This is a genomic window from Pseudobutyrivibrio sp., from assembly GCF_015057185.1.
GTDB lineage: Bacteria > Bacillota > Clostridia > Lachnospirales > Lachnospiraceae > Pseudobutyrivibrio.
Genome location: NZ_SVEV01000002.1, coordinates 123,430 through 142,594 on the forward strand (window position 1 = coordinate 123,430; position 19,165 = coordinate 142,594).

General features: G+C 37.7%; 16 protein-coding genes. 11 read left to right on the plus strand and 5 right to left on the minus strand.

What is annotated here, in order from left to right:
• Positions 1–53: 53 nt before the first annotated feature.
• On the minus strand, positions 54–1,058 hold the full coding sequence (locus E7276_RS02045; RefSeq protein ID WP_294213111.1) for a LacI family DNA-binding transcriptional regulator: 1,005 nt from the start codon (positions 1,056–1,058) through the stop codon (positions 54–56).
• A gap of 112 nt (positions 1,059–1,170) precedes the next feature.
• Here E7276_RS02045 and E7276_RS02050 point away from each other — a divergent pair, with 112 nt between their 5' ends.
• Entirely contained in the window at positions 1,171–3,042 is a 1,872-nt protein-coding gene (locus E7276_RS02050; protein ID WP_294213113.1) for an alpha/beta hydrolase, read from the plus strand.
• 127 nt (positions 3,043–3,169) lie between these two features.
• Here E7276_RS02050 and E7276_RS02055 read toward each other — a convergent pair whose 3' ends face one another.
• Together E7276_RS02055 and E7276_RS02060 are read right to left on the minus strand one after the other, a co-directional pair.
• A complete protein-coding gene (locus E7276_RS02055; protein ID WP_294213114.1) occupies positions 3,170–4,324 on the minus strand; it encodes a putative glycoside hydrolase in 1,155 nt (384 codons plus the stop codon).
• Positions 4,325–4,553: 229 nt separating this feature from the next.
• Complete coding sequence (locus E7276_RS02060; protein WP_294213116.1) at positions 4,554–5,666, minus strand: tetratricopeptide repeat protein; 1,113 nt, start codon at positions 5,664–5,666, stop codon at positions 4,554–4,556.
• A 135-nt stretch (positions 5,667–5,801) separates the two neighbouring features.
• Between E7276_RS02060 and E7276_RS02065 the strand changes: the two genes are divergently transcribed.
• From E7276_RS02065 to E7276_RS02075, 3 genes are read left to right on the plus strand one after another with little or no spacing between them, the layout of a single operon-like run.
• Positions 5,802–6,719, plus strand: coding sequence for a tetratricopeptide repeat protein (locus tag E7276_RS02065; RefSeq protein ID WP_294213117.1), 918 nt, complete (start codon positions 5,802–5,804; stop codon positions 6,717–6,719).
• Positions 6,720–6,736: 17 nt separating this feature from the next.
• Positions 6,737–7,654, plus strand: a complete 918-nt coding sequence (locus E7276_RS02070; RefSeq protein WP_294213119.1) for a zinc-ribbon domain-containing protein — start codon at positions 6,737–6,739, stop codon at positions 7,652–7,654.
• Between the two features lie 4 nt (positions 7,655–7,658).
• Entirely contained in the window at positions 7,659–8,867 is a 1,209-nt protein-coding gene (locus tag E7276_RS02075; RefSeq protein WP_294213120.1) for a glycoside hydrolase family 3 N-terminal domain-containing protein, read from the plus strand.
• Here the strand turns inward: E7276_RS02075 and nagA are convergent.
• Both nagA and nagB read right to left on the minus strand, forming a co-directional pair.
• Positions 8,853–9,965: an N-acetylglucosamine-6-phosphate deacetylase gene (gene nagA, locus E7276_RS02080; RefSeq protein WP_294213122.1), complete on the minus strand. Its 1,113-nt coding sequence runs from the start codon at positions 9,963–9,965 to the stop codon at positions 8,853–8,855. The two genes, E7276_RS02075 and nagA, sit on opposite strands and share 15 nt — an antisense overlap.
• The gene (nagB, locus tag E7276_RS02085; protein WP_294213127.1) at positions 9,962–10,726 is read right to left on the minus strand and encodes a glucosamine-6-phosphate deaminase; all 765 of its coding nucleotides are present in this window, start codon (positions 10,724–10,726) and stop codon (positions 9,962–9,964) included. The genes nagA and nagB overlap by 4 nt, the downstream gene beginning before the upstream one ends.
• Before the next feature lie 153 nt (positions 10,727–10,879).
• On the opposite strand from nagB, the gene E7276_RS02090 reads away from it, so the two are divergent.
• The 7 genes from E7276_RS02090 (at position 10,880) to E7276_RS02120 (ending at position 19,158) form a co-directional block, all read left to right on the plus strand.
• Complete coding sequence (locus E7276_RS02090) at positions 10,880–11,728, plus strand: MurR/RpiR family transcriptional regulator (protein ID WP_294213132.1); 849 nt, start codon at positions 10,880–10,882, stop codon at positions 11,726–11,728.
• A gap of 31 nt (positions 11,729–11,759) precedes the next feature.
• A complete protein-coding gene (gene murQ, locus E7276_RS02095; protein WP_294213133.1) occupies positions 11,760–12,653 on the plus strand; it encodes an N-acetylmuramic acid 6-phosphate etherase in 894 nt (297 codons plus the stop codon).
• 16 nt (positions 12,654–12,669) lie between these two features.
• Positions 12,670–14,088, plus strand: a complete 1,419-nt coding sequence (locus E7276_RS02100; RefSeq protein ID WP_294213136.1) for a PTS transporter subunit EIIC — start codon at positions 12,670–12,672, stop codon at positions 14,086–14,088.
• A gap of 11 nt (positions 14,089–14,099) precedes the next feature.
• Positions 14,100–15,143 carry a MupG family TIM beta-alpha barrel fold protein gene (locus E7276_RS02105; RefSeq protein WP_294213139.1) on the plus strand — a complete coding sequence of 348 codons (1,044 nt, stop codon included), beginning with the start codon at positions 14,100–14,102 and terminating at the stop codon, positions 15,141–15,143.
• A 225-nt stretch (positions 15,144–15,368) separates the two neighbouring features.
• On the plus strand, positions 15,369–16,229 hold the full coding sequence (locus E7276_RS02110) for a PRD domain-containing protein (RefSeq protein ID WP_294213141.1): 861 nt from the start codon (positions 15,369–15,371) through the stop codon (positions 16,227–16,229).
• Between the two features lie 71 nt (positions 16,230–16,300).
• Positions 16,301–17,704 (plus strand): PTS transporter subunit EIIC, encoded by a 1,404-nt coding sequence (locus E7276_RS02115; protein ID WP_294213143.1) that lies wholly within the window; start codon positions 16,301–16,303, stop codon positions 17,702–17,704.
• Between the two features lie 14 nt (positions 17,705–17,718).
• The gene (locus tag E7276_RS02120; RefSeq protein ID WP_330598907.1) at positions 17,719–19,158 is read left to right on the plus strand and encodes a glycoside hydrolase family 1 protein; all 1,440 of its coding nucleotides are present in this window, start codon (positions 17,719–17,721) and stop codon (positions 19,156–19,158) included.
• Positions 19,159–19,165: the final 7 nt, after the last annotated feature.

Here is a 19,165-nt window from a genome sequence, read left to right on the forward strand (position 1 = left end):
ACTATATAGATAAAATAAAATCTAATATATAGCAAAATTTGTGTGTTAGTCTGTTAGACGGAGCACCTTTTTACTAGTCGAGTGTCCACTTGTAGTTTTACATTTGGTTGTTTATTGTTGCTGATTTTTTGTATCAATATATCTGTTGATATTTGCCCTATAAACTTTCTTGAAAATGCTATTGAACTAAGAGAGGGGTTTAATAAATGGCAAAATTCTATATTGTCAAATCCTACAATGCCAACATCTTCAGGAATGCGATATCCCTTGGCAAGCAAAGCCTTCATAGTTCCTATAGCTAATAAATCATTGTCGGCGAAGTAGCAATCTGCGATTGGACCGCCACTTTCTAAAATAGACATGAAGTCAGCAAAAGCTCCATCAATTGATGGTGATATTTTTTGAATTATAGATTGTGAATAAGAAAGCCCATTATCCTCCAATGCTTTTTTAAATCCAATTTCCCTATCAATGAAATTATTGAGTCGTATGCTTGATGCTAAATAACCAGGTTGTTTTTTTCTCATTTGAATAAGATAGTTTGTAGCAGCATAGCTTCCTTGAACATTGTTTATACTTACACGAGAACAATCAACACAGTCTAAAGGACAGTCGAGTAAAACCATAGGTATTTTTAAGTTAGTAAATTGTTTTACAATTTTTTCTGATATAGAAGTGCCTAGCAGAAGAATGCCATCTACAGGATTGAGGCGAATATCTGCTATACAATCATCTAAAGAATTATCATTAGGATTAATCTTTATAGTGTTGAGTTTACAGTTGTTCTTCTGACACATTTCGGTAATTCCATCTAACATTTCCACAGAAATGATATGATAATCTAATGCTACAGGAAACTCTTGGTAAATGATAAAAATAATATTAAGCTTATTTGAACCGTTATATTTTCTTTTAAATTCATAGCCATGTTTTTCTGCATAGGCTAATACTAATTCTCTAGTTTCTGAACTTACGCCAGGTTTATTATTTAATGCTAATGAAACGGCAGACGGAGACAATCCAAGTCCTTTTGCTATTTCCTTTGATGTAATACTCATATCTTATCCTCAACAATTAAATAATTTAGTAAAATTCAACTCAATAATATATATCTATTTAGTAAATTTCAAGCTATGTTTTAGACAGATATTTTTTTAGGAGGGATTTTTTATGGAAAAAGTAAAACGTCAAGCATCGATTTTATTGATTGTTTCAATCATATTGATGCTTATCAGTGGAATTGTTGTTTCATTGGTGCAAACAAATTTTGGTCATGTAACTGTTAAACATTTGTATTGGGAAACTGAAGCAGGAAGGGCTATTAGTGCTAATTTATACATTCCAGATAATGCTACAGCAGACAGCCCTGCACCAGCAGTAGTTACAAGTCATGGATATCTTAATAACAAAGAAATGCAAGATATTAACTCTGTTGAATTATCAAGAAGAGGATATGTAGTTCTGGCTATAGATCAGCCTGGATGTGGTCAGTCGGATATTGGTGATTATGCTAATGAAAATGGTTCAGGATATGATTTCGTAGGTGTATATCAGGGGGTATTAGAGTTATCAAGATTACCTTATGTAGATAAGGATAAAATTGGCATTACTGGTCATTCAATGGGAGGAATGTCATCTAACCTGGCGATTTTAGAGGATAACCAGAATGAAACTCCAATGATTTCTGCAATCCTTTTGAATTGTATCGATGCCATGTATGTGGAAGCGGATACAATGGGTGGACTTGCAACAGCAATGGGAATTGGTTCTGATTATGTAAATAATTATATGTCTCGTGATGTGGGAATAATTGCTTGTAAGTATGATGAATTTTTTCATCAAACATATACAGAAGATGGTAGCGTGTTGCAAGCACCTTACTATATGACAGATAGCAATTTTGCTCAATCGTTTTTATATTTTGGAGAGAATCCAACAGGGTTAGAGACAAGGAATTCAGAAACCATCTACCACGAAAATATCGATGGAGAGGATGCAATACGTGTTATATACAATCCAGCACAAATACATCCTTGGTCACATTTTTCTAAGAGATCAGCTACAGCCACAATAGAATTTTTCAATGAATGTTTTGGCTATCCAGTGAAAATTTCTTCTGGAAATCAGATATGGCAAATTAAAGAAGCATTCAATCTTGTAGGTCTCGTTGGAGTAGTTTTATTTATTGTTTCTTTTGTAACATGTATGCTATTTACCAGAACATTTGAGGTGTTGAGAGCAAATGAAGTAGCAGTGGCACGAAAAGCTAATAAACAAAGTATCAAATGTTATATTGGGGGAGCGGTAATTAGCACAATACTTGCTGCTTGTACATATCAGCCAATTGTAGAATTTGGTAAAAATCTACCTTTTACTGAGCAGCCAATGATATTTGGAATAGCTCTCTGGGCTGCCTTTAATGGTGTTATTACTATAATTACACTATTTGTTTCATCTAAATTATCTTCTGAAAAGATAGATTTGGTTGATTGTGGAGTAATTATTTCTAAGGAAAAGATTATAAAGACAGTATTGCTTGGAATAGTAACCGTTATTTGTGCTTATTTATGCGTATTTGTTGCTGATTATTTCTTTGTATCTGATTTTAGAATATGGAACGTTGGAATGAAGGTTCTAAATGCAAACACACTGAGAATGGCTTTATTCCCACATGCATTACTATTCTTAGTATTTTATATTGCATTCTCGGTTGCAAATAATTCCTTTAATTTCAACCAGATTGGTGGGAAAAAATCATGGTGTAACAACTTGGTACTTACATTAGTAGCATTAGCTCCAATTATAATTTTGTTATTAATGCAATATGGAAGTTACGTAATTAATAAGCATATGATGTGGTCAGACAACAATGCGCCAATGAATATTGCACAATTATGGGCTTTCTTAATTATGATTCCAGGTGCAGCAGTAGTGGATAGAATGATTTATAAAGTATCAAAAAATCCATATATAGCTGGAATTATTACGGGTATTATTATTGCAATTATCAGTTCTTCTAACACTACTAGTCGCTTGATTTAGTTTTTTGCGATATCAAAGGTGTTTAGCGATTATAATAATGCTCCCTAAGAAATATGCCTTAAATAAAATGGCAAATATTTCTTGGGAGCATTATTTTGTTATGTTGTTATGAATTATTAAATTTGATTTATTGATTCAGTCCGTTGGCGTAATAGTTACTCTTTGAATTCCACATTATCCACTCATCATATCCAGCATCGTAGATTGCTTGGATTTGAGCACGGATAGCCTCTCCATCGTATTCGATAGAATCTTCTATCCAGGTGGCAGTAAATGCTTGAATCCATGGGCGAATTATAGCGCATTCATCTGTGGGAACGGACGACAAGACTTCTTTAGAACCTGTAAGTGCCGCATACACAGTGTCGTATGGCTGGGCGTCAGGTATTTCGATTCCGAATTCTCCATTGGCATAATGTGATGGATAAATCATTGGGCAAAGACAATCAAGCTTCGAAGCCATGGTGACATAATCCTGACCTATGTGCTTTGAATCAATGCTGCTTCTGATAATTGTGCCAAAAACATCTGCTGTAACAGGAATATTTTTCTCGTGCAATGCTGTAGTTGCAGTATCTAGGAAATTATTTATATATTCCTGACGCATTTCGTCGTCAGCAGGAACACCATAATAAGCGTCTTCCGAATTCTGGCCTACAGGGAAGCGGACATAATCCAGCTGGATTTCGTCGAAGCCTAAATCGGCGCAAGTTGATGCAATGCTAATAATGTAATCCCAAACTTCTTCTTTACAGGGATTCACCCAGGCGTTGCCACAGGAATCAGTAACAGGCTCTCCGTCTGCAGTTGTAAGGGCAAGCTCTGGTTTCGCTGCTGCCAATGTAGGGTCTTTAAAGCAAGGAATCCTTGCTATCACATAAATATCATTATCCTTCAATTTTTTCATCAAAGCATTAATATCGGAAATATAAGGAATGCAGGCATTAGTGGAAGCCACAGCCTCATTATCCATGTTAAAAGTAACATTTCCAAAATCATCCTTAACATCTAAAACAATTGCATTTAACTCCGTATCATTAATAAGCTGAATAATTTCATCCATTCGCTCGGTGCCAGCTGTTGGGCCGGTGATATATATACCACGAACCTTTGGGTGATTTTCCTTCCAGTTTGCAATGGAAGAATCTTCTATTTCTTCAGTTGAATCCGTTTGTGGAAGCTCATCGACAGCCGATGATTTGAGTGTGTGATTATAGAGCGCAAGCGTAGCGCAGATTGTAATAATACCTAGAACAATACCAACCTGTGTGATTCTCTTCATAAAAAATCTCCCCGTGATGCCATGCAAGTATGACTAACATGCTACTATAATACCATTTTGCACAGTAAAGAAAAAGGTAACTATCTCATAACTTTAATTATGAAAATAGAGATAAGCCGAAGAGAATGAGGAAATACCCAGTGTAGCTAACTAATCTTTCTACGTACAGAGATATACTTTAAAAAGATGGAGCAGCCATATGAGCCGCTCCATCTACATGATTTCAATATTAGTATGGGTATATATTTAAACCATCAGCATCAGAGGCAGATCCTTCAGATAATCCAAAGGCGCTACCTGGAGCTAGATAAAAGTAATAATTTTCAGGATTCTCTGCCATTCCGTCTTTGGCTGTATCTGAATCATATACGACATAAAATTGAGTTGAGTCTTGGGTGTATAAATATGTATTTTGTATCCTTCCCATTGAGAATGTCCCTGTCATGTCGTGGTCCTGGTGCTCAGTTACCGTTCCATCGTAGAGACCATTAACAACATTGCCAGAAAAATAGAATTCATAATTATTTTGTGTAACAACTATATTATTGACAAATTCACCGTTAAACATGCCATCAGAACAAGCACAATAACCATAGCCATAACTGGTACCATAGTTGCTAAAGAAGTAGCCCATGCCTTCATCTGCAGGGATAAGAGCCACAACATATGACGAGGAAGCTTCTGAGCTGTAATAATTACCATATATTTTATATCCACCATAATAAATGTGAATAGTTCCACCAGCTTCATTCACAGAACCAAACTGATTAATAAGTGATTTGAGCGTTTCCTTATCAAACTTTTCAGCCGCTGATTTGGTATTGTCGCTTTCACATAGTGATATTAATGAGTCGAGAAATGCAGCTTGTTCATCATTGATATCATACACATCGTAAGCGTTATGAACTATACCGTCTACTACAGTTTTCTCAATACCCTCGGTTGTATCTGAGCTTTCAGTAGAATTGTTTGGAGCACTACCTGAAAGTTTTTCGACCTCTGCTGATATTCGTTCATCACCAAAAAGCTCAAAGCCCTCTGTGAGAATTTCAATTGCTTTATCCGTATCTCCACTATCAACCAGCTGTTTAGCATAGCCTAAGTAAGCTGAAACAGCTTGATCGATAACCTCTGTATTGTTAGGATCTATCTCGAATGCTAGCTTGTATGTAGCAATAGCATTCTCATAATCCTCATCAAGTAAATACTTCTCTCCCAAATCAAGAAGTCTTGGAAGCTTTTGCGCTGGACTATTATACCAACTGATTCCAGCAATCACCGCAATTATAACTGCAAGTGCAGCTACAATGCTAACTACTATAGTTTTCTTTGATTTTTCCATTTCCATTCTCCTAAAAAATATTTGATACTAGATAAAAAAGTACCATAATATATATATGAATGCAATTGAGAAAAATAGCTGAGAATGCGCTATACTTTTTACTAACAACATAATCTAAGAGTTGGAGATTAGAAAATGAAAAAGAAACGTAAAGTATTAATAGTATTGTTGATAATTCTAAATCTAGCAGCAGCATCTGTTGACGGCTTCTTATTTTTCAATATGAAAAGTGAGGCATCTGAAATTTCAAACAAACTGGATTTAGGAAAGAAATATTTGCAGGAAGGCAATTATGAAGAGGCCTTGGATGCATACAAAAGCATCCTAGCTATTGATAAAAAGAATGTGGAAGCTTACCTTGGCGCTGCAGATGTTTATGTTTCGTTGGGAATGTATGATGAAGCGGCAGCGATTTTAAAGGCGGGTTATGACATTACAGGCAACGAGCGCCTTTCTGAAAAGCAGGAAGAGGTAGACAACGTAATTAATGTATCAGAAAATGAAGCATCTGAAGCTCATGAGGTTCAGGAGCAAGCAGAGACGGAGGAGCCACAGGAAGACATAGGAATGTCTTTCGAGGAATTATCAAATTATTCATATTATTTCTCTAGTGGCGCAGGCGGCTGGGAAGATGGGTTTACAATTTCAGAAGATGGTACATTCGAGGGGTATTATTACGATAGCGATATGGGAGACACTGGCGATGAATATCCTAATGGTACACAGTATTTTTGCGATTATAAGGGGCGCTTTGAAGACATAAAAAAGATTAACGATTATACATATTCAATGCGCATGACAGAGCTGACTGTCACAAACGATGACCAAGAATTCATATCCGATGGGGTACGATACATTCCATTGTATCCTTATGCGTTAGATGGTGCAGATGAAATCCTGATTTATTTACCAGGAACACCAGTATCTGAGTTGTCAGAGGAAGTCCAGATGTGGTTGTTTATTCCATATCAGGATCAGCAGGAGACATTGGAAAGCCTAGCGCTTGTTAACGTAAATGCGGATCAGGGAATTTGCTCATCACCTTATAACTAACAACAAGGAGAAATAATATGAAATGTTTATTTTGCGGCGCAGAAATTCCAGATAATGCAAAATTCTGCGGCCAGTGTGGAAGTAAGACACATGTAGAAGTAGAAATAGAACCTGACCAGAATCAGATGGTTTACCCAGCGTACCAGCAGGAGCCATATCATCAGGAGCAATACCAACAGCCAGAATATCCTCAGTATGATTACCCACAGGAAGGATATCCACAAGCCCAATCTACATCAGAGAAAAATAACATAGGAATAGCCCTAATTGTAATCCTACTTATTGTTCTAGCTGCCCTCGTCGGTCTCATGGTATTTTTATTTATCAACAAGAATAATAAAGCATCAAGCGAGGTCCTCGACCTTGTAACATATGATGCTAGCAAGGTGCCAGAGGTTACAACAGAGGTTCAAGAAGAAACTGCGGAGACAGCATCTGAGGAGGCTGAGACCACAGAGGACGATGGTCCTGCCATAGTTGATGACAAAGCTATTCATGAATATGAAATTGTCTACAAGGATGTTACTTGGCAGCAGGCATATAATCAGGCAATTCAAAAGGGCGGATATTTAGTCAGAATCAATACTCAGGATGAGTTTGATGCCATTGTTGAATTGCTTAACGAAGGAGAAAATGGTAAATACCGTTTTTACGTAGGCGGCAAACGAGAATCAGACAATCGAGATTATCGATGGTTCAATGAGGATGGAGAATACTTGGATGGTGTAATCAACGCTCCAGGGAATTGGTATGATTCCATTTGGTATGACAACGAGCCATCATTTGAAGAGGATGGAATGGACATCGAAGAAAATTCGTTATGTCTTTTCAAGGTTTCAGATAATTGGTGGTTAAACGACACAACAGATGATTTGAACGGGGATTACGATGATCTATTTAGCGGATCAATCGGATATATAATTGAATATGAGTAAAAGAATGAAAAGTCTACTGTCAGTGCTTTTGCTATCAGTAGCTAGCTTGAGCGGATGTGGAAAAGAGACGGCATCCACGGCTAATGAAAAAATAGAAACAACAGAATCAGTTCAGGCTGAGCCGGCAGAGACTACCACTCAGTCAACGTCCGACGAAACAGAGGTGGACGAAGTGCAGCAGTGGCTTGATAACCACACCATCGAGGAAAAGGTGGCTCAGCTATTCATAATCACACCTGAGGCTCTTACAGGCTACAACTTAGTCACCGAGGCTGGAGATACCACTCGCACTGCAATAAGTCAGTACCCTGTTGGCGGACTAATTTATTTTGCAAAGAATTTGGAGAACCCTGAACAGACCAGGACAATGCTTGAAAATACTTTAGCCTTTTATGAAGAGGCGGGAGCAATGGAGCCATTCCTTACAGTGGATGAGGAGGGCGGTCGAGTTGCCAGAATCGGTGGTAATAGTGCCTTTGGAGTGGAGCAGGTTTCTTGCATGTATGACATTGGGCAAACTGGAGATGTGAGCCTTGCAGCAGCTGCAGGAGTGACTATCAGTGATTATCTTTTAGACTTGGGATTTAATATGGATTTTGCGCCAGTAGCTGATGTTCGAAGCAACCCTTCCAATACAGTAATCGGGGACAGATCCTTTGGCAGCGACCCTCAGCTGGTAGCTGACATGGTGATTGCAGAATACAATGCCATGGAAGAAGAAGGCATCACACCAGTAATAAAGCATTTCCCAGGCCATGGAGACACCGCAGAGGACTCACATGTAGGTAACGCATATACGAATAAAACCTTGGAAGAATTAAATGAATGTGAACTGATTCCATTTCAGCAAGCCATTGATGACGGAGTACAGGTGATAATGGTGGGACATATTTCCACACCAAACATTACTGACGACGGTTTGCCAGCCAGTCTATCAAGCTACATGATAAATGACCTGCTTCGCCAGCAGATGGGATTCGATGGAGTTGTTGTAACAGATTCCTTTGGTATGGGAGCTATTTCTCAGAATTATTCTTCAGCCGATGCGGCTGTTATGGCGATAAATGCAGGAGTTGATATCATCCTGATGCCAGAGGATTTCTACAGTGCCTATAATGGTGTTTTGGCAGCTGTAGAATCTGGTGAGATATCAGAAGAAAGAATTGATGAATCAGTTAGAAGAATTCTAGAGGTAAAGCTACATACTAATTAATTCATCTAGTTCTAAATCCTTAGAAACAATTAAAATATCTGCCTTGCTGCCTACCTCTAAGGCACCAATTTTAGGATACATTCCTATGCTTTTGGCAGGAGTGGTGGTAGCAGATTTTACAGCATCATAAAGTGGTAGACCAAACTCTACCGCTTTTTTCATGCAATCAAATAGATTTGTGGCAGAGCCCGCAAGTGTTCCATCAGCCAGAGTGGCATGATTTCCTTTTTTGAAAACCTTTTGACCACCTAATTCATATTCGCCGTCCACCATGCCTGTTGCTTCCATAGAATCGCTGATTAAAACCACTCGGTCAGAGCCAAAAACTTTAAAAGCCAAACGGATGGCAGAAGGATGTATATGGATTCCGTCGCAGATTAATTCTACAAAAACATTTTCAGAATCTGCAGCGGCACCAATGACTCCAGGCTCCCTGTGGTTAAGAGGTGGCATGGCATTAAATAAATGGGTAACATGGTTAGCTCCAGCTTTAAATGCAGCAGTGGCTTCATCATAATTTGCCATGGTATGTCCAACAGAAATATTTACCTCAGAGCACAATTCTTTGATAAAATCAGTAGCTCCTTCAACCTCAGGGGCCATTGTAATTAAACGGATTTTATTATCGCATATACGATTTAAACGGCGAAACATTTCCACATCAGGAGCTAAAATGTAATCAGGGTTTTGAGCACCTCTTTTTTGGTAGGAAATAAAAGGCCCTTCCATGTTGATGCCGACAATATTTGCTAGGTTTCCTTCAGCACCAACCTCATTAACTGTATTGAAAATCTTTTCTAGTCTGTCTTCAGGAAATGTCATAGAGGTAGGGCAATAGCTAGTTATGCCACAGCTCTTTTCATATTTTAAAATTGCCTTTAATCCTTCGACATCAGCATCGCAAAAATCATGTCCAAAGGCTCCGTGGGAATGAACATCCACAAGACTAGGAATAACGTATTTTCCAGTGGCATCTATTACTTTTCCATCTGCAGCAGCTAAATTCCTATCATCCACAATAAAACCATCGGCCACATACAAATCCTTTATTTTAAAGCCCCCGTCTGAGCAATAAACATTTCCATTTTTTATTATCATTTAAGCTGTCCCCCTTTGAGGATTTCATGTTCCTTCAGTATTAAAGACAATGCGTCTGTATCTGCCACTATTGTAACATTATTGTGTAGCTGCAGGATAGATGCAGGAACCATTGGAGTAATAGGCCCGCAGATAGTGTCATATATAGCCTGGGCTTTATTTTCGCCAGAGGCAATTAGCAGAATCTGTTTAGCCTGCATAATGCTTTTGATTCCCATGGAGTATGCCTGAGTTGGAACCTGCTCATAGGAATTAAAGAATCTAGAGTTTGCCTTAATTGTAGCCTCACTTAGATTAACAAGATGGGTTTCCTTATCAAAAGTGGTACCAGGCTCATTAAAACCAATATGTCCATTGAGCCCTATTCCAAGTAGCTGTAAATCGATGCCACCAGATTTTGCAATCACCTCATTATATCTACCACATTCCTTCTCGCTATCCATTTCCAAGCCATTAGGAATATTTGTATTATTCGTATTTACGTTAATATGGTCCAAAAAATTTTCATGCATAAAACGATAATAGCTCTGCGCATCGTCAGGACCAAGTCCTCTGTATTCATCTAAATTGATGGTTGTTATTTCTGAAAAATCCAAATCACCCTTTTTATACCATTCAATCAATTGCTTGTAAGTGCCTATTGGTGATGAACCTGTTGCTAGTCCAAGTACAGCATTAGGCTTCATAATAATTTGGGCGGAGATGATATTAGCAGCTTTTCTGCTGAGATCATTGTAGTCCTTTGCTTGATATATTCTCATATTGCACCTCCTGATATTACCTTTTATGGCTTCATTATATGTCTGACAATTAAAATATTCTACGGATAATAATTTCAAAATATGAAAATAAATTTCATATTGAGTTATAATAATTGAAGTAAACACATCAAAATTTATAATGGAGATATAGAGATGGAAAAGGGATTGTTTTTTAGATTAAAAAACTACGAAGACTATGCAACTCCTGGAGAAAAGAATTTTATAGATACTCTCAGAAAGAACCCAGAGACATTTATAAATCTTGGATTAAAGGAGGTTGCAAAGCTATCTTACTCTTCTGAGGCAACGATTTATCGTCTGTGCAGAAAGCTTGATTATGATGGCTACAAACAATTTCAAAGTGCACTAGTTTACGAAGTTGCTTTGATGCAGGAGAGCAGAGCGGTATCCATGCAGGATATCGATCCAGGACAATCAGTTGCGGACATTATCAAACGTGTCACATGGAAAAATATTGAATCTCTTGAAATGTCCACAAAGCTTGTAAAGCCAGAGGACATAGAAAAGTGCGTGGATTTAATAGGAAATGCTAGAAACATAAATTTATTTGGCGTAGGCTCATCCCTTTTAGTGGCGAGAGATTTGTATTTGAAGCTGATAAGAATCGGCAAGCTTTGCAATATCTGTGATGATTTGCATTCTCAGATTCTCTATGCCAAAACAATGACAAAGGATGATTTGGCAATTGTAATCAGTTATTCAGGCCTTACCAAAGAAATGATTGAATGTGCCAATACAGCTAGGGAAAACAATGCTAAGGTTATAGCAATAACCCGTTCCTCTGGCTCTAAGCTAGGAAAATATGCTGACATAAATTTAGAAGTGGCTGCCACAGAATTAATAGTCCGAAGTGGTGCCATGTCATCAAGAATTTCCCAACTGAACATGATAGATATTTTATTTGTATCGTATGTAAATCGTCATTACGACGAGTTATATAAAAATTTCGCGAAAACACAAATTAAAAAAGAAGAAAAGTGAATACTCGAGTAATTTAATGAAGGAGGTTTAGATGATTAATCTTTCTAAGCTTTCAACAGAACAGCGGAACCAAAACAGTATGGATCTGGATCAGATGACACCACTTGAAATCGTTACCCTTATGAATAACGAGGACAAAATAGCGGTGGAATCTATTAAGGAGGTTCTTCCTCAGGTAGCCCAGACTATCACCTACGCTACAGAGAGCCTTAAATCAGGCGGCAGAATTATTTATTTGGGCGCAGGTACAAGTGGAAGACTTGGAGTGTTAGATGCAGCAGAATGTCCACCTACCTTTGGCGTCCCACCGGAGATGGTGGTTGGTCTGATTGCGGGAGGACCAAATGCATTTCTAAAAGCTATTGAGGGGGCTGAGGACAGCACAACCTTATGTGCAGAGGAACTTCAGGGCATCAATTTGACTTCAAAGGACATTGTTATAGGTCTTGCAGCCAGTGGACGTACACCTTATGTACTTCATGGTCTTAAATACGCAAGGTCGATAGGCTGCAGAACAGTTGCAATAGCCTGTACCAAGGACTCAGAAATTGGTAAGGAGGCTGACTTGGCAATCGAGCCTGTGACTGGTCCGGAGGTTTTGACAGGTTCCACTAGATTGAAAGCAGGAACAGCACAAAAACTTATACTCAATATGATTTCCACCGGAAGCATGGTTGGAATCGGTAAGGTCTACCAAAACCTTATGGTAGATGTTCAACAAACAAATGAGAAATTAAAAGTTCGCGCTCAAAATATAACAATGGAGGCAACTGGTTGCTCAAGAGAAACAGCGGAAGAAGTATTATCAAAAGCGAAAGGGGAGGTGAAAACAGCGATAATAATGATTCTTTTGGGCGTTGATTATGACGCAGCAAAAGCGCGACTTAAGGATTCAGAGGACAAAATAAGAATCGCGGTTGAATGAAAAAGGAGAATTAATTATGGATGTGAAAAATGTAAGTAGATTGCTTTTAGAGCATCTCGGGGGAAAAGAAAACATAATTAGTAATGAAGCTTGTATGACAAGATTGCGCGTTGGCGTAAAGGATTTTTCAAAGGTGTCTGTTGATGAAATCAAGAAAATCGATGGTGTAATGGGAGTGGTTGAATCTGATACACTTCAGATTGTTTTTGGCCCAGGCACAGTAACTAAAGTTTTGGATGCATTTTCTGAATTAACAGGTATCCCTAAGGGAACAGTTGCAGATGATGTAAATGCAGTAGCTAAAGAAAACAAGGCTGCTCAAAAGGCTAAATATGACAAGCCAGTCCAGAACTTCTTAAAGAGAATAGCAAATATCTTTGTTCCATTGTTACCAGGTATTATTGCAGCTGGTCTTATCAATGGTTTAACAAATGTAATAAATGTAACTACAGGTGGAGCATTATCGGGAATTTGGTGGTATGAATGTATCCACACAATGGGTTGGGCCCTCTTTGCTTACCTTGCAATTTTTGTAGGCTACAATGCAGCTAGAGAATTTGGTGGTTCACCAATCCTCGGCGGTATCGCTGGTGCTATTTGTATTTCAAATGCAGCAATGCCACTTCTTGCAACCTACAACGATGCTCAGATTATTCTACCAATGACTGGCGCAGCATATAACCCAGCCAACGGTGGTTTGATTGCAGCTCTTATCGCTGGTGTATTCTTTGCATGGTTGGAAAAGAAAATCAGAAAAGTAATGCCTAACATAATCGATACATTTATCTCACCACTGCTTGTTTTGATTATCGGTAGTTTGGCAGTTGTCATTATCATTCAGCCAGTTGGCGCTGTATTGACAAAGGGCATCTATACTGTTATGAATTTTGTATACGGAAGTCTTGGAGTAGTAGGTGGATACATTCTTTCAGCAGGATTCCTCCCACTTGTTGCTGTAGGTTTGCATCAGGCACTTACTCCAATCCATGCTATGCTTAATGATCCAGCTGGTCCAACAGAAGGTATCAACTACCTTTTACCAATCCTTATGATGGCTGGCGGTGGCCAGGTAGGTGCAGGTCTTGCATTGTATGTTAAGACAAAAAATGCAAAGCTCAAGAGATTTATCCGCGATTCAATTCCAGTAGGTATTCTTGGTATCGGTGAGCCATTAATGTACGCTGTTACATTACCTCTTGGAAAAGCATTTATCACAGCTTGCCTTGGTGCAGGATTTGGTGGAATAGTTGCATCACTCTTCCATATTGGTACAGTATCACAGGGCGTATCAGGATTGTTTGGATTGTTAATCGTTGAGCCAGGACATCAGTTCCAGTATGTAATCGCAATGCTTTGCGCATACATCGGTGGCTTTGTTGTTACATGGTTATTCGGTGTTGACGAAGACAGAATTAATGAAATATATGGTGAATAAGAGGTAGAGTATTGAAAACTGGTATTTCAATCTATCTTTCATCTGGTCTTGAAAAGAATGAGGAGGTAATCCGTAAGGCAAAAAATGCGGGAGCAGCTTACGGCTTTACCTCCCTTCATATTCCAGAGGAAGATTATAATGACTATAAAAAACGAGTTCTAGAATTATTAAATCTAGCCAAGTCTGCAGGGATAGAGTTGACCATGGACGTTGATGGTGAGACTCCAGATAGACTAGGTTTAAAGGCTATGGAAAATCTATTGGATTTTGGAGTAACTTCCATCCGGCTAGACTACGGATTCTCAGATGAGGATGTTGTTAACCTATCCAAGCATTTTAAAATCGTTTGGAACGCATCAACAATCTCACCATTTGATATAAAAAAATGGGAGCGTCTTGGTGCTGATGTTAGTAGATTCGAGGCTTGTCACAACTATTACCCAAAGCCTTATACAGGACTTAGCCTAGAAAAGGTAAAGGAGATTAATTCTAACCTAAAGCTGTTGGGTTACAATGTTTCTGCATTCATTCCAGGGGATAAGGATTTCCGTGGTCCTTTGTGTCAGGGACTTCCTACCATCGAAGATCATAGGAATGCTAAGGAGCAGGTAGCTCTAAATATGCTTCAGCTGTATAACGTAAATACGGATATAGTCATGATTGGAGATGTGGATTTATCTGATGATGGCTGGTCTGCCCTTAAGGATTTAAGCAAGGGCTATGTCAGATTAGGCGCAGATCTTTCTGATTTTGGAAGCGACCTCATTGGAAAAATCAATCACGAGCGCCCAGATTCTAGCTCATACATAATTCGTTCTCAGGAATCTAGGGCATGGTTTAAAGACGCTTCTATAGCTCCTAAAAATACAGTAGCTTGTAAACCAGGTTCCATTTGCATAGGAAATGATAGATACTTGAGATACAAGGGCGAAATAGAAATCTGCCGAACTGAGCGCCCGGCAGATGAAAGAGTAAATGTAATTGGTCAGGTACGTAAGGAAGATTTAAAATACCTGCCATATATCTGTGATGGCATGGGATTTGTGTTGGTATAAATTTAGATAGCAGAATTGATGGGGAACAAATAGAGCCGTATAGTTTTATATATAATTTATAATTATATCAGGATGATTTTGTTTATTTTTCTCTATTGAATCAAACATTTGATGATGTTATATTTTACACATATTAAGGATTGTTACTTTCGAGGCATTACCTTTTCGGATTACTATGTTCGAAAAGGTTTTTTTTATGTCGTAAAGAAACTAGAAAGGCCCGACATGCAAATTATAAAAAAGATTAATAATAATGTGGCCATAGGAAAAGATGGGAATGATAGGGAAGTAATAGTTATGGGAAAAGGAATTGGATTTCCTTCAATGCCTTATGAAGTTACAGACTTATCATTAATAGATAGAACCTATTACAACATAGATCCTAGCCATCAAAAATTGTTAGAGACTGTACCGTCAGAGCTACTTAGTTTTGTAAGTCATTTAGTTGATGTTGCTACAGATAAACTAGATGGAGAATTAAATCCAAATCTTGTGTTTATCTTAGCTGATCACATTAATTTTGCCATTAATCGAACAAGACAGGGAATGACTTTAGGCTTGCCATATTCAGAAGAGTTAGCATTTCATTACCCTGATATTAACAAACTTGCCATATGGATGGTAAAAAGAATAAATGAGTGGGCAGATATTCACCTTGAAAAAGGAGAGGTTACAAGTTTAGTAATCCACTTAATGGGGGCTCTACAAAAGCCAACAGTAGTTGGTGAGACGACAGAAAAAAGAACAGAAAGAATCATTAGAAAACTAGATAATATTATATCAACTGAGTTAGATATAGAAATTGATAAAAAGACTTTTTATTATTTCAGATATAAAAATCACATAAAGTATTTCGTCAGAAGAAGAGAACGAAATGAGCAGTATAGTCAAAACTCAGATTTAATAAAAAGCTTAAAAGACATTCACCCTAAACAATATGAATGTGTTATGAAGGTCAATGAGTATTTGACAAATGAATTTGAAGTTCCATGTTCTGAAGAGGAACTGGGATATTTATTATTACATATAGTTGGATTATCCACACAAGAGGATCGTAACCAATTGGGCGTCACCTCAGAGAAGTAAGCGTGTCTTACTATCTCTGGGGTTTTTTTATATTTAAATAGTCGTATGGACTTAAAACTTAAGGAGAAAAAATGGGAAAGAGTAAGTATGAACAGTTAGCAAATTCTATATGTGATTTGTTAGGCGGAAAAAGCAATGTAGAGTTCTTCACACATTGTGTTACAAGATTAAGATTTAATCTTAAGGATCAAAGTATTGTTAAAAAGGAAGAGATAGAGAAACTTCCAGGAGTATTAGGTTCACAGTGGTCAGGTGAACAGTATCAGATTATAATCGGTCAAAGTGTTGGAGATGCATATAATCTAATCTGTAAGGTCGCAGGATTCGAAAAGGCTGGTTCTGTAGATGACATCATAGATGGAGATTTAACAGAAAAGAAACCTATTACTGTAGGAAATATTTTGAATGGCATTTTGGATGCTATTTCAGGCTCCTTAACTCCGGCTATTCCAGTTCTTATCGGTTGTGGAATGGTAAAGGTGCTTTTAATTGTACTTGAACTATTTGGAATAACTGCTGAAAATTCAACATATCAAATACTTTCATTTGTAGGTGATGCAGGATTCTATTTCTTACCAATCCTTGTTGGTGGAAATGCTGCGAAAAAGTTTGGTGCTAACCAAGGTTTAGGTATGGTTATGGGAGCAATGCTTGTTTACCCTACATTTGTAAATGAAGTTGCTGCAGGGACAGCATTTACATTCTTGAACATTCCAATTTATGGAGCATCATATACAAGCACTATATTCCCAGCTATTTTAACGGTTTGGGTTATGTCATATGTTGAGAAATTCTTTGCAAAGATTGCACCAGATTTCTTACGTTCTATTATTGAGCCACTATGCACATTACTTGTAATGGTACCACTTTCATTTTGCTTATTAGCACCAGCGGGAGCATTCTTAGGAAATTATGTTTCTGCATTTGTTATTTGGCTTTACAATCTCATTGGTCCAGTAGGTGTAATGGTACTAGCAGCATTTATGCCATTCTTTATCATGACAGGTATGCATGCAGCCTTTGTACCATATCTTTTACAAATGTTTTCATCTAACGGATATGAGCCAATTTTCTTTACTGCACTTGTAATCTCAAATATCGATCAGGGAGCAGCTTCATTTGCGGTAGCAGTGAAATCAAAGGACAAACAGGTTAAGTCAACAGGTTTATCATGTGCAATTACAGCAATCGTAGGTGGAGTAACTGAGCCAGCTATGTATGGTATCAACTTGAAATATAAAAAGCCAATGTGGGGCGCAATGATTGGTAGCGCAATTGGTGGATTATTCGCTGGTCTTATGAGTGTATATATTTATGCATTTGCTGGCGCATCAGCTCTTCCAGCAATACCATGTTTTGTTGGTGGAGATAACCCACTAAGAAATGTAATTCTACTATGTGTTTCAATCGTAATAGGCATTGTATCAACATTTGTAGCAACATTTATTCTTTATAAAGACGAAGAAGTAGCATAAGAAATAGGAGATTTATGATGGCATTTAAGGATGGATTTCTATGGGGCGGTGCAACAGCTGCTAACCAATATGAAGGTGGATGGAATGAAGGTGGAAAAGGTGAAAGTGTTGCCGATCACCTATCCAGTGGCAATGTTAGTCATCCTAGATTAATTACAAAAACAATAGAGGATGATTTATACTATCCAAATCATATTGCAAGTGACTTTTTCCATCACTACAAAGAGGATATAGCGCTATTTGCAGAGATGGGTTTTAAGGTATTTAGAATGTCTATTGCCTGGACTAGAATATTTCCAACAGGTGAGGAACTAGAACCAAATGAAGAGGGACTAAAATTCTACGATGACGTTTTTGATGAATTAAAAAAGTATGGAATAGAGCCTTTGGTTACAATTTCTCATTACGAAATGCCTTTCGCATTAACAGAAAAGTATAACGGATGGGCTTCTAGAAAACTTGTAGATTTATATTTGAAGTATGCTACTACTTTATTTGAGAGGTATAAAGGAAAAGTAAAATACTGGCTTACATTCAATGAAATAAATTGTGGATGTCTTTCTTTAGGAAATTATATGTCCTTAGGTATTTTAAACGGACAAACAAGAGATTTTACAAATCAGGAAGATGATGTACAGCTGCGATATCAAGGGTTACATCATCAATTTATTGCAAGTGCTTTAGCCGTTGAAGCTTGCCATAACATTGACCCAGATGCCAAGGTTGGTTGCATGATTGCAATGATGCCTAGTTATGCATACACATGTAATCCTATTGATGTCCTAGGAAATCAAAAAAATATGAGGACTCTTAATTACTATTGCGGTGATGTTCAGGTCAGAGGAAAATATCCATCATTCTCAAAACGATTATGGAATGAATTAGGTGTCGAACTTGAAATGCAGCCTGGTGATGAAGAGATATTAATGAATGGAAAGGTTGATTTCTTTAGTTTTTCATACTATCAAACATCTTGTTTTACAGAAGATGACTCGGTAGATTCGACATCTGCTAACCTAATAGCAAATGCAAAACGAAACCCATATTTAAAAGAAAGTGCATGGGGATGGCAGATAGATCCAAATGGGTTAAGAGTAACACTTAATGAACTGTATGATAGATACGAAATTCCATTGATGGTTGTTGAAAATGGATTAGGTGCTTATGACACTGTTGAAAGCGGACAAATCCATGATCCATATAGGATTGAGTATTTAAGAGAGCACATTAAAGCAATGAGTGAAGCCATTGACGATGGCGTAGATTTGATGGGTTATACTCCATGGGGCTGTATTGATATTGTAAGTGCATCAACAGGTGAAATGGCAAAACGATACGGGATGATTTATGTTGACAGCAATGATAATGGCGAAGGTTCATTTGCTAGAATGAAAAAAGATTCATTTTATTGGTACAAAAAAGTAATTGAAAGCAATGGAAAAGATATAGACTAAAAATACA

Coding starts and splice junctions, on each gene's coding strand:
- E7276_RS02045 (WP_294213111.1), bottom strand. CDS start 1,058: ATGAGTATTACATCAAAGGAAATAGCAAAAGGACTTGGATTGTCTCCG.
- E7276_RS02050 (WP_294213113.1), top strand. CDS start 1,171: ATGGAAAAAGTAAAACGTCAAGCATCGATTTTATTGATTGTTTCAATC.
- E7276_RS02055 (WP_294213114.1), bottom strand. CDS start 4,324: ATGAAGAGAATCACACAGGTTGGTATTGTTCTAGGTATTATTACAATC.
- E7276_RS02060 (WP_294213116.1), bottom strand. CDS start 5,666: ATGGAAAAATCAAAGAAAACTATAGTAGTTAGCATTGTAGCTGCACTT.
- E7276_RS02065 (WP_294213117.1), top strand. CDS start 5,802: ATGAAAAAGAAACGTAAAGTATTAATAGTATTGTTGATAATTCTAAAT.
- E7276_RS02070 (WP_294213119.1), top strand. CDS start 6,737: ATGAAATGTTTATTTTGCGGCGCAGAAATTCCAGATAATGCAAAATTC.
- E7276_RS02075 (WP_294213120.1), top strand. CDS start 7,659: ATGAAAAGTCTACTGTCAGTGCTTTTGCTATCAGTAGCTAGCTTGAGC.
- nagA (WP_294213122.1), bottom strand. CDS start 9,965: ATGATAATAAAAAATGGAAATGTTTATTGCTCAGACGGGGGCTTTAAA.
- nagB (WP_294213127.1), bottom strand. CDS start 10,726: ATGAGAATATATCAAGCAAAGGACTACAATGATCTCAGCAGAAAAGCT.
- E7276_RS02090 (WP_294213132.1), top strand. CDS start 10,880: ATGGAAAAGGGATTGTTTTTTAGATTAAAAAACTACGAAGACTATGCA.
- murQ (WP_294213133.1), top strand. CDS start 11,760: ATGATTAATCTTTCTAAGCTTTCAACAGAACAGCGGAACCAAAACAGT.
- E7276_RS02100 (WP_294213136.1), top strand. CDS start 12,670: ATGGATGTGAAAAATGTAAGTAGATTGCTTTTAGAGCATCTCGGGGGA.
- E7276_RS02110 (WP_294213141.1), top strand. CDS start 15,369: ATGCAAATTATAAAAAAGATTAATAATAATGTGGCCATAGGAAAAGAT.
- E7276_RS02115 (WP_294213143.1), top strand. CDS start 16,301: ATGGGAAAGAGTAAGTATGAACAGTTAGCAAATTCTATATGTGATTTG.
- E7276_RS02120 (WP_330598907.1), top strand. CDS start 17,719: ATGATGGCATTTAAGGATGGATTTCTATGGGGCGGTGCAACAGCTGCT.